General features: G+C 71.0%; 14 protein-coding genes. 7 read left to right on the forward strand and 7 right to left on the reverse strand.

The features are described from left to right. Positions 1–132: 132 nt before the first annotated feature. Both ACFYPN_RS04540 and ACFYPN_RS04545 read right to left on the reverse strand, forming a co-directional pair. Positions 133–1,341 carry a globin domain-containing protein gene (locus tag ACFYPN_RS04540; protein ID WP_389296657.1) on the reverse strand — a complete coding sequence of 403 codons (1,209 nt, stop codon included), beginning with the start codon at positions 1,339–1,341 and terminating at the stop codon, positions 133–135. Positions 1,342–1,439: 98 nt separating this feature from the next. After that, positions 1,440–1,889: an Rrf2 family transcriptional regulator gene (locus tag ACFYPN_RS04545; protein WP_389296658.1), complete on the reverse strand. Its 450-nt coding sequence runs from the start codon at positions 1,887–1,889 to the stop codon at positions 1,440–1,442. Between the two features lie 181 nt (positions 1,890–2,070). Here ACFYPN_RS04545 and ACFYPN_RS04550 point away from each other — a divergent pair, with 181 nt between their 5' ends. Continuing rightward, positions 2,071–3,477 carry a family 2B encapsulin nanocompartment shell protein gene (locus ACFYPN_RS04550; RefSeq protein WP_358764481.1) on the forward strand — a complete coding sequence of 469 codons (1,407 nt, stop codon included), beginning with the start codon at positions 2,071–2,073 and terminating at the stop codon, positions 3,475–3,477. 282 nt (positions 3,478–3,759) lie between these two features. Further along, entirely contained in the window at positions 3,760–4,812 is a 1,053-nt protein-coding gene (locus ACFYPN_RS04555) for a family 2 encapsulin nanocompartment cargo protein polyprenyl transferase (protein WP_389296950.1), read from the forward strand. A 196-nt stretch (positions 4,813–5,008) separates the two neighbouring features. Here the strand turns inward: ACFYPN_RS04555 and ACFYPN_RS04560 are convergent, their stop codons facing one another. Then, positions 5,009–6,238 carry an NADP-dependent malic enzyme gene (locus ACFYPN_RS04560; protein WP_389296659.1) on the reverse strand — a complete coding sequence of 410 codons (1,230 nt, stop codon included), beginning with the start codon at positions 6,236–6,238 and terminating at the stop codon, positions 5,009–5,011. A 552-nt stretch (positions 6,239–6,790) separates the two neighbouring features. On the opposite strand from ACFYPN_RS04560, the gene ACFYPN_RS04565 reads away from it, so the two are divergent. Genes ACFYPN_RS04565 through ACFYPN_RS04575 form a run of 3 tightly spaced genes read left to right on the forward strand, consistent with a single transcriptional unit; the run spans position 6,791 to position 9,473 of the window. Further along, a complete protein-coding gene (locus ACFYPN_RS04565) occupies positions 6,791–7,744 on the forward strand; it encodes an ABC transporter substrate-binding protein (RefSeq protein WP_358764485.1) in 954 nt (317 codons plus the stop codon). Between the two features lie 29 nt (positions 7,745–7,773). Continuing rightward, complete coding sequence (locus tag ACFYPN_RS04570) at positions 7,774–8,715, forward strand: amino acid ABC transporter permease (protein ID WP_358764486.1); 942 nt, start codon at positions 7,774–7,776, stop codon at positions 8,713–8,715. Further along, positions 8,712–9,473: an amino acid ABC transporter ATP-binding protein gene (locus ACFYPN_RS04575; RefSeq protein ID WP_358764488.1), complete on the forward strand. Its 762-nt coding sequence runs from the start codon at positions 8,712–8,714 to the stop codon at positions 9,471–9,473. Before ACFYPN_RS04570 ends, ACFYPN_RS04575 begins: the two co-directional genes overlap by 4 nt. A 149-nt stretch (positions 9,474–9,622) precedes the next feature. On the opposite strand, the gene ACFYPN_RS04580 is transcribed toward ACFYPN_RS04575, so the two are convergent. Both ACFYPN_RS04580 and ACFYPN_RS04585 read right to left on the reverse strand, forming a co-directional pair. Then, positions 9,623–10,405, reverse strand: a complete 783-nt coding sequence (locus ACFYPN_RS04580) for a hypothetical protein (RefSeq protein WP_389296660.1) — start codon at positions 10,403–10,405, stop codon at positions 9,623–9,625. Then, complete coding sequence (locus ACFYPN_RS04585) at positions 10,402–10,890, reverse strand: SigE family RNA polymerase sigma factor (protein WP_389296661.1); 489 nt, start codon at positions 10,888–10,890, stop codon at positions 10,402–10,404. Before ACFYPN_RS04585 ends, ACFYPN_RS04580 begins: the two co-directional genes overlap by 4 nt. Positions 10,891–11,324: 434 nt before the next feature. Between ACFYPN_RS04585 and ACFYPN_RS04590 the strand changes: the two genes are divergently transcribed. Continuing rightward, a complete protein-coding gene (locus ACFYPN_RS04590) occupies positions 11,325–11,954 on the forward strand; it encodes a CGNR zinc finger domain-containing protein (protein WP_389296662.1) in 630 nt (209 codons plus the stop codon). On the opposite strand, the gene sodX is transcribed toward ACFYPN_RS04590, so the two are convergent. Further along, on the reverse strand, positions 11,858–12,295 hold the full coding sequence (sodX, locus tag ACFYPN_RS04595) for a nickel-type superoxide dismutase maturation protease (protein ID WP_389296663.1): 438 nt from the start codon (positions 12,293–12,295) through the stop codon (positions 11,858–11,860). The two genes, ACFYPN_RS04590 and sodX, sit on opposite strands and share 97 nt — an antisense overlap. A 189-nt stretch (positions 12,296–12,484) precedes the next feature. Here sodX and sodN point away from each other — a divergent pair, with 189 nt between their 5' ends. Beyond that, on the forward strand, positions 12,485–12,880 hold the full coding sequence (sodN, locus tag ACFYPN_RS04600) for a superoxide dismutase, Ni (protein ID WP_275492127.1): 396 nt from the start codon (positions 12,485–12,487) through the stop codon (positions 12,878–12,880). A 380-nt stretch (positions 12,881–13,260) separates the two neighbouring features. On the opposite strand, the gene ACFYPN_RS04605 is transcribed toward sodN, so the two are convergent. Then, on the reverse strand, positions 13,261–14,097 hold the full coding sequence (locus ACFYPN_RS04605; RefSeq protein ID WP_358764498.1) for an SDR family oxidoreductase: 837 nt from the start codon (positions 14,095–14,097) through the stop codon (positions 13,261–13,263). Positions 14,098–14,166 lie beyond the last annotated feature (69 nt).

Below are 14,166 nucleotides of genomic sequence, written 5' to 3' on the forward strand. Positions count from 1 at the left end.
GTCTGTCGGGCTCACCCCTCCAGTGTCGCCGCCCGCGGGCCGGGCGTCGCCGGGGGAGGGGGCGGAGGGGCACCCCGCGGTCCGGGACCGCGCTCCTGCCGGGCCGGAGTCCGCTGCGCCCTCCCGCGGCCGTCAGTCCTGGGCGAGCCAGAGGTCCGGGCCGAACACCTCGTAGTGGATGTCCGCCGCCGGTACGCCCTTGGCCAGCAGCTGCGTACGCACGGCGCGCATGAAGGGCAGCGGGCCGCAGAGGTAGGCGTGGGTGCCGGGAGCGACGGTCAGGCCGTTCAGGTCGACCAGCCCGGTGCGCCCGGCGGGGTACCCGGCGCCGGGGTGCTCGTACCAGAAGTGGGCCGAGCCGTTCTTGAGGTCGCCGGTCAGCCGCGCGTGGTCGAGCCGCAGGGCGTGGTCGGCGGGGGAGCGGTCGCCGTGCACCACGGTGACGGGGGCGTGGTGGCCGGTGGCCGCAAGATGCTCCAGGAGCGACAGCATCGGGGTGCAGCCGATCCCCGCCGACGCCAGCAGCAGCGGTGTCGCGGTGTCCGTGCCGGCGGAGCCGAGGGTCAGGTCGCCGTACGGCAGCGACACGCGGAGCCGGTCGCCGGGGCGGACGTGCGCGTGCAGGTGCGCCGAGACCTCCCCGTCCGGCCCGTCGCCGCCGTGCACCCGCTTGACGGTGATCGAGCGCAGCGGGGAGTCCGGTGCGCCGGAGAGGCTGTACTGGCGTATCTGGTGGGCCCCGTCCGGGAGTTCGACCTGTACGGAGACGTACTGGCCGGGCCGGAACGCCGGGGCCGGGGTGCCGTCCGCGGGGCGGAGCCGGAAGGTGGTGACGTCGGCGGTCTCCTCGGTGCGCTCGGCCACCTCCCACGCGCGCCAGACGTCTCCGGCGGCGACGCCCCGCTCCGCGTACAGCCGGTCCTCGACGGCGATCAGGGCATTGGCCATCAGCCAGTAGACCTCGTCCCAGGCGGCGGCGACCTCCGGGGTCACCGCGTCACCCAGCACCTGGGCGATGGCGGCGAAGAGGTGGGTGTGCACCACCTCGTACTGCGCGGCCGTGACACCGAGGGAGGCGTGTTTGTGGGCGATCCGGCTCAGCATCACATCGGGGCGCTTGTCCGGGTGTTCGACCAGCATCGTCGCGAAGGCCGCGACCGAGCCGGCGAGGGCGCGCTGCTGGGTTGCGGCGGCCTGGTTGCCGCGGTTGAAGAGGTCCCTCAGCAGCTCGGGGTGGGCGGCGAAGAGCTTCTGGTAGAAGAGATCGGCGATCTCCCCGATGGCGGCCCCGACGGCGGGAAGGGTGGCGCGGACGGTGGCGGTCGACGGCTCGGAGAGCATCGGGACTCCTCGGATGTTGAATTGGTATCTGACATGCGTATTTATTTTTGTGCGCGGACCAGGTGGGGCCCGTCGGCCGTACGTGGGGTGGGTCCGGGTCAGCCGGTGTCCGGGCGGGTGGCGCTGAGGCCGACGAGCAGGGACCCGGTGGGGGAGGCGACGAGCCCGACGACGGTGAGCGGGTCCAGTTCGGCGAAGAAGGCTTCCTGGGCCCGGCGCAGGGCGCCCCGCAGCCGGCAGGCGGCGAGCAGGGGGCAGGGGGTGTCCCCCTCGCACTCCACGACGTCACCGGCGCCTTCGAGCTCGCGGACGATCCCGCCGACCGACGCGGTGCGGCCGGCGCCGGTGAGGGCGAGCCCACCGCCGCGCCCCCGGCGCGCCTCGACCAGGCCGAGGTGCTGGAGCCGGGCGACCACCTTGGCGGTGTGGGTGTACGGCACGCGCATGGTCGCCGCCACCTCCCGGGTGGTCGGCGCCTCGCCGTTCTCCACGACGGCGAGGCGCATCAGCACCCGCAGCGCCACGTCGGTGAATCTCGTCAGCCGCATGGAGGCACCCTAGGTAATTTGGTATTTCAGATGCAAATTATGGGCCTCGCTGGTCACCGCGGGGTCTTACTGCCCCACTCGAACCCCTTTTAGTCGCACTCTTTTGTGTAATGGCGTAGCGACACTCCGTGCTGAAAGGCTTCTTCACGCAGCTCAGCCCATGATCGAGAGGACCCGTCAGATGTCCGTTGGTGAAGAGGTTCGCGACACGCAGGGCACGCCGCAGCAGAGTCTCGGCACGGCCGCTGCGAGGAACCTCGCGACGACCACCAAGTCCGCGCCGCAGATGCAGGAGATCACCTCCCGGTGGCTGCTGAAGATGCTGCCGTGGGTGCAGGTACAGGGCGGTACGTACCGGGTGAACCGTCGGCTCAGTTACTCGGTCGGAGACGGCCGGGTGACGTTCGTGCAGACCGGCGACCGGGTCGCCGTCATCCCCGCCGAACTCGGCGAACTGCCCGCGCTCCGCGAGTACGCCGACGAGGAGGCGCTCGCCGAACTCGCCCGCCGCTGCGAACAGCGCAACGTGGCCGCGGGGGAGGTCATCGCCGCCTCGGGGGACGCGGCGGACCGGGTCTACCTGCTGGCCCACGGCCGGGTGGAGAAGATCGGCACGGGCCCCTACGGCGACGAGACGGTGCTCGGCGTCCTCGCGGACGGCTCGTACTTCGGGGACCACTCCCTGGTGGAGGGCGACGCGCAGTGGGAGTACACCGCCCGCGCTGCCACCGCCTGCACCCTGCTGACACTGAGCCGCGCCGACGTGTTCAACCTCGCCGAGCGGGTCGACACCCTCCGCGACCACCTCACCCGGCTGCTCGCCATCCCGCAGCAGCGGACGAACAAGTACGGCGAGGCGGCGATCGATCTCTCCGCCGGCCACGTCGGCGAAGCCGTCGTCCCGCACACCTTCGTGGACTACGACGCGGCGCCCCGCGAGTACGAACTCAGCGTCGCCCAGACCGTGCTGAAGGTGCACAGCCGCGTCGCGGACCTGTACAACCAGCCGATGAACCAGACCGAGCAGCAGTTGCGGCTCACGGTCGAGGCGCTCCGCGAGCGCCAGGAGCACGAGCTGATCAACAACCGGGAGTTCGGACTCCTCAACAACTGCGACTACGGCCAGCGGCTCCAGCCGCATGCCGGGGTGCCCAGCCCCGACGACATGGACGAACTCCTCTCCCGGCGGCGCGGATCGAAGCTCTTCCTCGCCCACCCCCGTGCCATCGCCGCCTTCGGCCGCGAGTGCAACCGGCTCGGACTCGTCCCGGAGAGCGTGGACGTCGGCGGCCACCACGTACCGGCCTGGCGCGGGGTGCCGATCTTCCCGTCGAACAAGATCCCGATCACCGAGGCCCGCACCACCTCGATCATCTGCATGAGGACCGGCGAGTCCGAGCAGGGCGTCATCGGCCTCCAGCAGACCGGCATCCCGGACGAGATCGAGCCGAGCCTCTCGGTCCGCTTCATGGGCATCGACGAGCAGGCGATCATCTCCTACCTGGTCACGGCCTACTACTCCGCCGCCGTCCTCGTCCCGGACGCCCTCGGGGTCCTGGAGAACGTCGAGGTCAGCCGCTGGCACTGACGTCTACGGAGGAGTGACATGACGGAGGACTGAACCGCGGAGGGGCGACGGTCCCGGGGCGGGGACCGGGTGCGGGGTTGGGCACGGGGCGGCGGGCATGTGCCCGGCACCCCACCTCACCCGGCACCCCACCTCACCCGGCACCCGCCGCCCGCTGGGGCCCGCCGCCCCGCCGTACCGAGCCCTCCGCCGTACCACCGCATCGCCCGTACGACCCGTGCCCCCGGCCCACGACGCATCGGACCGGGGGTTCACCGGCGACAGAGGGAGTTGACCGTGACCATGACGAGTACGGACGCCGCGACCGAGGGCCACGAGGCCGCGGCGCTCCTGGAGCGGACCCGGGCCGTCGTCGACCCGCACCTGCGTGCCGCGGTGGCGTCGTTGCCCGGCGGAATGCGCCGGGTGGCGATGTACCACTTCGGCTGGGCGGACGCCGGGGGCGAGGAGGGGGGCGCCGCCTCGGGCCCGGCCGGCAAGGCCATCAGGCCCGCCCTGGTGCTGGCGGCGGTCCGCGCGCTCGGCGGTGACCCGGAACGCGCGGTGCGTGCCGCCGTGGCCGTCGAACTCGTGCACAACTTCACCCTGCTCCACGACGACGTCATCGACGAGGACGCCACCCGCCGCCACCGGCCCACCGCCTGGGCCGTCTTCGGTGTCCCGGACGCCGTCATCACCGGCGACGCCATGCTCGCGCTCGCGCTGCGTCTGCTCGCCGACGACGACCACCCCGCCTCGGCCGCCGCCTCGGCCCGGCTCACTGCCTGCGTCATCGAACTCTGCGCCGGCCAGCAGGCCGACTGCGCCTTCGAGGACCGCGGCCCCCGGGAGGTCACCCTCGACGAGTGCCTCACCATGGCCATGGCCAAGACAGGAGCGCTGCTCGGCTGCGCCTGTGCCGTGGGCGCCCTCTACGCCGGGGCCTCCGACCGGTCGGTCGGTGCGATGGACGGCTTCGGCCGGGAGTCCGGGCTCTCCTTCCAGCTCATCGACGACCTCATCGGCATCTGGGGCGATCCGGCGCGCACCGGCAAACCGGTCGGCGCCGACCTCACCGCCCACAAGAAGTCCCTGCCCGTGGTGGCCGCGCTCACCTCGGGCACCCCGGCCGCCGCCGACCTCGCCGCGCTCTACGAAGGCCCCCTCGGCACACCGGAGGAGGTGGGCAGGGCCGCCGACGCCGTGGAGCGGGCCGGCGGACGCGACTGGGCGCAGGTCACCGCGGCCGACCGGATGGCCCGGGCGGTCCACCACCTCTCCCGGGCGGTGCCCGACCTGGCGGCGGCCGGGGACCTGCTCTCGCTGGCGGAGTTCGTCACCCGCCGCAGCCACTGAGCGGTGCTCCGGAAGTAGCGCCGTGTTGCGGAAGCAGCGCCGTCCGCCCGCCGGGCGGCCGGGGATTCTCGGCACACGGCCCCGGTCCGCCGGACGGCCCCCGGACGCACGGACCCCGCTCCTCCGCACGGCGGGGAGCGGGGTTCTCGGTGTCGCGTCTGCCGGACCGGAAGGAGCCCGCCCGCGGCGCGGCGGGTCAGCGCCGGGCGACGCCCTCGGCCCGTGCGGCGGCGGCGACCGCGGCCGTCACCGCCGGGGCCACCCGCTCGTCGAACGGGGACGGGATGACGTAGTCCGCGGCCAGCTCGTCGCCGACCACGTCGGCCAGCGCGTTCGCCGCGGCGATCTTCATGCCCTCGGTGATCCGGGAGGCCCGGACCTGGAGCGCGCCCGCGAAGATACCGGGGAACGCCAGCACGTTGTTGATCTGGTTCGGGTAGTCCGAACGCCCGGTGGCCACGACCGCCGCGTACTTGTGCGCGATGTCCGGGTGGACCTCGGGGTTCGGATTGGCCATGGCGAAGACGTACGCGCCCGGGGCCATCGAGGCGACGGCAGGCTCGGGGACCGTACCGCCGGAAACGCCGATGAAGAGGTCGGCGCCGTCCAACGCGGCCTCCAACGGGCCCGAGAGCCCGGCCTTGTTGGTGATGGCGGCGAGCTCCCGCTTGACGTCCGTCAGGTCCTCGCGGTCCCGGCTGACGATGCCCTTGCGGTCGGCGACCGCGATGTCACCGATGCCCGCCGCCAGCAGGAACTTCGCGATGGCGACACCGGCCGCGCCCGCACCCGAGATGACGCCGCGCAGGTCGCCCAGGGTCCGGCCGGACAGCTTCGCCGCGTTCCGCAGCGCCGCCAGCGTCACCACGGCGGTGCCGTGCTGGTCGTCGTGGAAGACCGGGATGTCCAGCCGCTCCTGGAGCTTGCGCTCGATCTCGAAGCAGCGGGGCGCCGAGATGTCCTCCAGGTTGACCCCGCCGAACGAGGGTGCGAGCCGGACCACGGTCTCCACGATCTCGTCCGCGTCGGTGGTGGCGAGCGCGATCGGCACCGCGTCCACACCGCCGAACTGCTTGAAGAGGATGGCCTTGCCCTCCATCACCGGGAGGGACGCCTCGGGGCCGATGTCCCCGAGGCCGAGCACGGCGGTGCCGTCCGTGACGACGGCCACGACCTGCGACTTCCAGGTGTAGTCGTGGACGAGCTCCGGGTTCTCCGCGATGGCGCTGCACACCTTGGCGACACCGGGCGTGTAGGCGAGGGACAGGTCGTCCTTGTCGCGGATCGGAACGGTGGCCTGCACGGCCATCTTTCCGCCGCGGTGGAGCGCGAAGGCCGGATCGAAGGGCTCGTCGGCCACGTTCGATTCTCCGGCCCGGCTGCCGGTGGTGCTGTGGTCGAGAGGATTGACGATCTCCGCTGCCATGCTGTCTGACCCCTTAAGTCTTCATCGTCTGAGGGTTGCCGCTCCTGGTCGAGGAGGGGTGGGTGGGCACCGCGCACGTCCCCGCGCCGGCGGTTGGACCGCCTCGGCAGGGAGGGTTCGTACGCGCGGACGCGCCGCACACGCGTCCTGGTCCCCGGATGAGGGGTGTAAAGGTCTTTCTTACCGGACCGACCCGCCGTGGACGAGCCTCTTTCGACCAGGTGACATGACTCATGGGCGAATGGCGTGACAAGTCCGCCCGGCGGAGGCCGCTCGACGGCAGGACGTCTGTACGGCACACGAGTCGTCGCTCTGATCCGGTCGTCCCGGAGATTCTCCGGTCGAAAGGTGAGATTCCCGCAGATGGTCCGGTTCGGCCCTGTCGGCCTCTGGGATTCGGGGGTGGCCCGTTACCCGATTTTGACATGGCTGGACCCCTGAATGGGCTATTCCGGATGGCAAGATGCCCTAATCGCTCGGGGTGTCGAGAATCGAAGATGCGTTCGCGCGCCCCTTTTTTTGACACTCCCTCACCGCCGGAGGACTCCGACCATGACCGCTCGCACCATCCGCTGTACGCCCGCCATGTCCCGTCTGGCAGCGGTGAGCTCCCTCGCGGTGGCCGGCGCGCTGATCCTGACCGGCTGCGGCGACCAGACCGACAGCGCCAAGCCGGCGGAGTCGAGCACCTCCGCTTCCGCCCCGCTCGCCGACCTCCTGCCCCAGGCGATCCGCGACAAGGGCGAGATCAAGGTCGGATCGGACATCGCCTACCCGCCGGTCGAGTTCAAGGGCAAGGACGGCAAGACGATCGGCATCGACCCGGACCTCGGTGACGCACTGGGCAAGCAGCTCGGCGTGAAGTTCGTCTTCGAGAACGGCACCTTCGACACCCTGCTCACGGGCCTGCGCTCGGACCGCTACGACCTGGCCATGTCGGCCATGACCGACACCAAGAACCGCCAGGACGGCATCGACCCCGAAACGAAGAAGAAGGTCGGCGAGGGCGTCGACTTCATCGACTACTTCACCGCCGGCGTCTCCATCTACACCAGGAAGGGGGACGACAAGGCCATCACCACCTGGGCGGACCTCTGCGGCAAGAAGATGGTCGTCCAGCGCGGCACGGTCTCCCACGACCTCGCCAAGGCCGAGAGCGCGAAGTGCGGCAGCAAGGGCAAGATCTCCATCGAGGCGTTCGACAACGACCTGGAGGCCCAGACCCGGCTGCGCGGGGGTGGCGCGGACGCCGGCTCCTCCGACTTCCCGGTCGCCGCGTACGCGGTCAAGACCTCCGGCGGCGGCAAGGACTTCCAGCTGGTCGGCGAGCAGGTCGAGGCGGCCCCGTACGGCATCGCCGTCGCCAAGGGCAACGACCAGCTCACCAAGGCCGTCCAAGCGGCCCTGGACGCGATCATCAAGAACGGCGAGTACCAGAAGGTCATCACCAAGTGGGGCGTCGACGCGGGCGCGGTCACCGAGGCCAAGATCAACGGCGGGGTCTGACGGGAATCCGGCGCTGAAAGGCATCACCAGTGACTGACATCGACACCACCGGGCCGGCGGAGACCCCGCCGGCCCCGGCTGCCGGGCCCGAGCCGATCAGGGCCGTCCCGGTACGCCACTACGGCCGGTACGTCGCCGCGATCGTGGTCCTCGGCCTGCTCGCCTCCCTCGTCTACGCGTTCTCCCAGGGCGACATCAACTGGGGCGCGATACCGGACTACTTCTTCAACGACCAGATCCTCGACGGCGTCCGGAACACCGTCGTCATCACGCTGCTGGCCATGGCGATCGGCATCGTCCTCGGCGTCGTGCTCGCGGTGATGCGGCTCTCCAAGAACCCGGTGACCTCGTCCGTCGCCTGGGGCTACATCTGGTTCTTCCGGGGCACCCCGGTCTACGTACAACTGCTCGTCTGGTTCAACCTCGGTCTCGTCTTCAAGTACATCGACCTCGGGCCGATCTACAAGGACGAGTGGTCGAACTTCATGACCCCGTTCCTCTGCGCCCTGCTCGGGCTCGGGCTCAACGAGGCCGCCTACATGGCCGAGATCTGCCGGGCCGGCCTCCAGTCCGTGGACGAGGGCCAGACCGAAGCGGCGCACGCCCTGGGCATGACCCACGGCAAAACGCTGCGCCGGATCGTCGTCCCGCAGGCGATGCGCGTCATCGTGCCGCCCACGGGCAACGAGGTCATCAACATGCTCAAGACCTCCTCGCTGGCGGTCGCCGTCCAGTACGGCGAACTGCTGCGCTCCACCCAGAACGTCTCCCAGACCTCCGGCGCGACCGTGGAGATGCTCTTCCTGGCAGCGGTCTGGTACATGGTGGCGACCTCGGTCCTGAGCGTCGGCCAGTACTACCTGGAGCGCCACTTCGCACGCGGGTCGAGCCGCAGCCTTCCCCCCACTCCGTTCCAGAGGATCAGGGCCAACATGCTGTCGCTGAGCCGTCCCAAGGGAGGCGTCGCATGACCGCCATGGTGAAGGCCGAGGGCGTCCACAAGTCCTTCGGCGCCGCACACGTCCTCAAGGGCATCGACCTGGAGGTCGCCCCCGGAGAGGTCTTCTGCCTGATCGGCCCCTCCGGTTCCGGCAAGTCGACGTTCCTGCGGTGCATCAACCACCTGGAGAAGGTCAACGCCGGACGGCTCTCCGTCGACGGCGAGCTCGTCGGCTACCGCGAGCACGGCGGCAAGCTGTACGAGCTCAAGGACAGCGAAGTCGCTCTGCGGCGCCGGGACATCGGCATGGTCTTCCAGCGCTTCAACCTGTTCCCCCACATGACGGCCCTCGAGAACGTCATGGAGGCCCCGGTCCAGGTCCTGCGCCTCTCCCGGGCCGTCGCCCGTGAGCGCGCGGAACGGCTGCTGGACCGGGTCGGCCTCTCCGACAAGGCGGGCAACTTCCCCTCGCAGCTCTCCGGCGGACAGCAGCAGCGCGTCGCCATCGCCCGCGCCCTCGCCATGGAACCGAAGCTGATGCTCTTCGACGAGCCCACCTCGGCACTCGACCCGGAGCTGGTCGGTGACGTCCTGGACGTCATGCGCGGACTGGCCGAGGACGGTATGACGATGATCGTCGTCACCCACGAGATGGGCTTCGCCCGCGAGGTCGGCGATGCCCTCGTCTTCATGGACGACGGCGCCGTCGTCGAGTCCGGCCACCCGAGGGACGTACTGACGAACCCGCGGCACGAGCGGACGCAGGCGTTCCTCTCCAAGGTGCTGTAGGCATCACGGCGCAACCCGGTCACCCGGGGGCGGCGGGACCCTCCGTCCCGCCGCCCCTCCGGCGTTTCCCGGCCCCGCACGGGCGCTCGGCCGACCCCGCTCGCCGGGCGCCGGCCGAGCGCCCGCCACCCGCTCCGAGGACGGCGCCGTCACCGGCGCAGCATCAGCTCCGGCCGCAGCATCAGCTCACGGACCTGGGCGGCCGTCAGCGGCGGGGCCTTCAGCAGTGGGCCCTGCGACCCCTCCGCGCGGAAACCGGTGCTGGAACGCAGCATCAGCACGTCTCCGTTCGCCTGGACGAGCTCGCCGTCGACCTCCGGACCCCACCCGTGCGTGGTTCTCTCCTCGTCGTCCATCGTGTCGGTCCAGGTGGTGAGGGTCCGCCCGTCGGGCAGCACCTCGCGCACGCAGTGCGCCCACCCTTCGAGGGGGACGCGGCAGCGGTCCCTCCCACGGGCCGGCTCGTCCTCGTCCAGGGCCCTCGCGACGGCGCTGTCGGCGCTCAGGGTCCCGAAACTCAGGTATCCCACCCCGCCGTCCTCGCGGACCGCGTAATCCCCGTCGAGCGGACCGCTGAAGTACTGGGTCGCCAAAGGGGGCTTGCTCTCCTCGATGAGTTCCGACAGCTCGACCTCCGCCACGTCGCCCACGCCCGGGGGGAGCAGCGCGGACAGCCGGCTCGCCCTGTCCGCCCCTTCGCCGGTGGTCACCGCAGCCACCGAGGCCCGGTGGACCGGGGACGCGGACCCCTGCGACAGCCGGGGCACCGCGACCACCCCGGCGGCGACGACCGCGAGCGTCGCACAGGAGAGAGCCGCACGCCGGCGGAAGCGCACCCGGGCCGCGCCCGCGTAGACCGCCTCCATCGACAGGGCCGGCCGGCCGGCGTCCGCCGCGGCCCGTTCCAGCAGGTTCTTCACGTCGCCGCTCACACCAGTTCCTCCGTCATCCCGGCGCGCAGCGCCGCCAATCCCCGAGCCGTGTGACTCTTGACCGTGTTCTGCCGCATTCCGAGCAGGTCCGCCGTGGCCCCGACGCTCAGGTCCTCCCAGTAGCGAAGGACCAGGACGGCGCGCTGCTTGGCCGTGAGGCGTGCGAGCGCCGCCCGTACCTGGAGCCCGGTGTCGTTGTCGGCGTCGCCGCCCGCGCGGTCCGGCACTTCGCCGAAGGGCTGCTCCCGCCGCCAGAACCTGCGGCGGGAGGCGATGAAGGTGTTGACCAGCGTCTTGCGCGCGTACGCCTCGATGTTGTCGATGCCCCCGTGCCGCCGCCCGCCGACCACCACCTTCACCAGCGCCGACTGGACCAGGTCCTCGGCCTCGTGCCGGTCGCCGCACAGCAGATAGGCGCTGCGGAACAGCGCGGTGCGCCGGCTCTCCACGAAGGAGTGCAGCGCGGCATCCTCGTCGGTCCGCATTCCCCGCCCCTCTCCGGGCCCGCGGGTGCGGACCGTCCCACCCCTGTCAGTGCGCCGGACCGCGACGGAGGTTGCGGCCCGGTACCGGCGACTTCCGGGAACCGTCCCGACAGCCGGTCCGTGATACTTCCGCGCACCGCGGGCGAGGTCGGGTACGTTCGGCTGGGGCGGACCAGGTCCTCGACCATGCCGGGCATGATCCGGAGGTGTGCTCCTCGCGGCCAGGCACGCACCATGCACCGTCCCTGCCACATCTGCCGACGACGACCCCTGCTCTCCTTCCGGGAACGCCGGTCGGTGCCCGCCGCCCCCCTGGGGCCAGGGGGGTGAGCCAGCCTTCCGGTGTAATAGTCATCTTCATGATGTGACCGTTACGCTGTTTCCCGTACGCTGCTGACGCAGGAACCGCAGACCCACGCTGTGAGGACGACAAGTTGGAACTGGCTTATTACTCGGAGTACGCCGTGCGTCTGGTGAACACCGAGGAGCCGGCCCGGAACAGGGACGCGCTCACCTCGGTCGACGCCGTCCGCGAGCTCTTCGCGGGCAACTCCCAGGCGGCCCGTCGGGCGACCGACGCCGACGTGACCCGCTTCCGTTCCGTACGGGCCCGGCTGCGCGCGGTCTTCGAGGCGGCGGACAGGGGCGACGAGACCCTCGCGGTCGACCTGCTGAACTCCCTGCTGCTGGAGTTCCCCGTCAGCCCGCAGATCTCCGGCCACGACACCCTGGACGGGAGCGGGAAGCCGGACTGGCACATGCACCTGGCGGACCACCCGTCCAACGCCACCGCCGGGTACGCGGCCATCGCCGCGATGGGGCTCGCCTTCCACCTCACCACCCACGGCGTGGACCGGCTGGGCCTCTGCGAGGCGCCGCCGTGCCGCAACGCCTACCTCGACACCTCCACCAACCGGTCGCGGCGCTACTGCTCCGACCGCTGCGCGACCCGCGCCAACGTCGCCGCCTACCGCGCCCGCAAGCGTCTGGAGGCCGGTCGGTCCGCCGACAACGGCCGTACCGCCGAAGCCGCCCAGCCGAGCACCGCCAGCGGCGAGCGCTGATCCTTCCTCAGCGGCCGGAAACGCACATGCGCCCGGGCCAGTACGAGATCCTCCGGGACGGTCCCGTACACCGTGCTGTCCCCGCCCGCGAAGGTGTTGTCGGCCAGCACCCACCAGCCGCCCGGGCGGCGTTCGGTGGCCCGCTTCACCACCAGCAGATCCTGCTGGAAGGGGTGGCGGAGGATCACCACGTCCCCCGGACGCACCGGCGCCCCGTACTGCACGAGGAGCCGGTCACCGTGATAGAGCGTCGGCACCATCGACGGCCCCGTCACCTCGACCACCTGAAACCGCACCCCTGCCGCCCGCCCGTCCCCGGGCCTTTGCGTTGGTTCCGCCATCTCCGCCACCTCCCCGGTCCGTTCGTCCGCCCCCAGTACATCGTCCCGGGCGCCTCTCCTGCATTCGGCCCCCGAAGGCCCGTACGCACCCCGGACTTTTGGCCTAAGCCCATGGGGGCACTCGATGAAACAGGTGCTCCACGGAGTAATGTCCCACCTGAGAAGACGATCACGAGGAAGGACAGCTCCATGCTCTCCCGCCTGTTTGCCCCCAAGGTGAAGGTCAGCGCCCACTGCGACCTGCCCTGCGGTGTGTACGACCCGGCCCAGGCCCGCATCGAGGCGGAGTCCGTCAAGGCCGTCCAGGAGAAGTACCAGGCCAACGAAGACGCGGACTTCCGCACCCGGTCGGTCCTGATCAAGGAACAGCGTGCGGAGCTCGCGAAGCACCACGTCTCCGTGCTCTGGAGCGACTACTTCAAGGCCCCGCACTTCGAGAAGTACCCCCAGCTGCACCAGCTGGTCAACGACACCCTGAAGGCGCTCTCCGCCGCCAAGGCGTCGAACGACCCGGCCACGGGCCAGAAGGCCCTGGACCTGATCGGCGAGATCGACAAGATCTTCTGGGAGACCAAGAAGGCCTGATCTCTGGTGAGGTGCTCTGGCCTGCGGTTTCGCTGGTCATGTCACCAAACTGTCCGCACCCGGTCCACAGGACGCTGCTCTCGGCGTCCATCGGACCGGGTGCGGTTTTTTCTCCGCTCAACCTGACGGAGCGGCCTCCCGGCACGACACGCTGGATACGGCCCTGCGGCGAGGTAGTTGGCTCGCGCAGGCCGCGAGCGGCATCACGGTCTACGAGCATGTCGTCCCCCCTCGCAGAGGCAGGCTCCTACGCGGGCCCCCGGCCGAGGTGGACGACTCCTGCCGGATCGGGGCCCGATGACCAGGGGCCAGGGACGAGGCCGCCTCCTCCCCCGCAGGCGATCCCGTCCCTCTTCTGCCCTGAGACCGCTCGCCCTGCCTCACTCCCCCCTGGTGAGGTGCCCGGAGCGGAGTGCGGCGATCACGCCCCCGTCGACGAGCAGGTCGTTTCCGGTGACGAAGCTCGCGTCCGGCCCCAGGAGGAATGCCGCGGCGGCCGCGATGTCGTCGGCGGTGCCGAGGCGGCCGGTGCCGGATGCCTCGACCATCGCCCGCATGTACCGGCCGCTCTCGCCGTCGAGCTCCTGCCGTCCCATGGGTGTGGAAATGACGCCGGGGCTGATGGAGTTGACGCGTGCCCCGCGGGCGCCCCAGCCGGTGGACGCGGCCTGTACCCGCAGCCGGTTGGCGTACTTGGACAGGGGATAGGCGCCCTGCGGGCCGAGGGTGCCGGGGTCGAGGAAGGGCAGGGCGAGCAGATCGTCGGCGGGGGTGTGCGCCAGCGCCTGCTCCTGTTCGGGGGTGAGCGCGGACGGCGCGACCATGTGCCCCGCCATGCTGGCTATCACCACACCGGCGCCGCCGGGGGCGACGACCCTGGCGAATTCCTCCAGGACCAGAGCGGTGCCGAGCAGGTCCACCGCGAGGATCGCGGCGGCCGGTGCCTGTGCGGGGGAGAGGCCGGCCGTGTGGACGACCTGGTGGACCGGGCCGAGGGCTGCGGCGGCGTCCGCCAGGGAGGCGACCGACGGGCGTGAGGAGACGTCGACGGGCTTCGTGTGCACGCGGTGGCCGTGCCCCCGCAGGTCTTCCGCGACGGTGTCCAGGAGGCCCTCGTCGAAGTCCGCGACCAGCAGGGTGCTGCCCGCGCCCTGGCGACGGGCGATCGCCTGCCCCATGCCGCCGGCACCGATGACGACCACTACGTTCGATTGCATCTGCTCTCCTGTCAACGGCTCAACGTTACGGAACGTACCGTATTTGAATACGAGTCACCTAGACTCCCG

Origin of the sequence: Streptomyces sp. NPDC005576, assembly GCF_042871745.1 — a bacterium.
In the GTDB taxonomy this organism is placed as follows: domain Bacteria; phylum Actinomycetota; class Actinomycetes; order Streptomycetales; family Streptomycetaceae; genus Streptomyces.

Excerpts from the sequence above, each read along its gene's own strand:
- sodN (WP_275492127.1), top strand. The coding sequence starts at position 12,485 with ATGCTCTCCCGCCTGTTTGCCCCCAAGGTGAAGGTCAGCGCCCACTGC.
- ACFYPN_RS04605 (WP_358764498.1), bottom strand. The coding sequence starts at position 14,097 with ATGCAATCGAACGTAGTGGTCGTCATCGGTGCCGGCGGCATGGGGCAG.
- sodX (WP_389296663.1), bottom strand. The coding sequence starts at position 12,295 with ATGGCGGAACCAACGCAAAGGCCCGGGGACGGGCGGGCGGCAGGGGTG.
- ACFYPN_RS04555 (WP_389296950.1), top strand. The coding sequence starts at position 3,760 with ATGACGAGTACGGACGCCGCGACCGAGGGCCACGAGGCCGCGGCGCTC.
- ACFYPN_RS04550 (WP_358764481.1), top strand. The coding sequence starts at position 2,071 with ATGTCCGTTGGTGAAGAGGTTCGCGACACGCAGGGCACGCCGCAGCAG.
- ACFYPN_RS04565 (WP_358764485.1), top strand. The coding sequence starts at position 6,791 with ATGACCGCTCGCACCATCCGCTGTACGCCCGCCATGTCCCGTCTGGCA.
- ACFYPN_RS04575 (WP_358764488.1), top strand. The coding sequence starts at position 8,712 with ATGACCGCCATGGTGAAGGCCGAGGGCGTCCACAAGTCCTTCGGCGCC.
- ACFYPN_RS04560 (WP_389296659.1), bottom strand. The coding sequence starts at position 6,238 with ATGGCAGCGGAGATCGTCAATCCTCTCGACCACAGCACCACCGGCAGC.
- ACFYPN_RS04545 (WP_389296658.1), bottom strand. The coding sequence starts at position 1,889 with ATGCGGCTGACGAGATTCACCGACGTGGCGCTGCGGGTGCTGATGCGC.
- ACFYPN_RS04540 (WP_389296657.1), bottom strand. The coding sequence starts at position 1,341 with ATGCTCTCCGAGCCGTCGACCGCCACCGTCCGCGCCACCCTTCCCGCC.
- ACFYPN_RS04585 (WP_389296661.1), bottom strand. The coding sequence starts at position 10,890 with ATGCGGACCGACGAGGATGCCGCGCTGCACTCCTTCGTGGAGAGCCGG.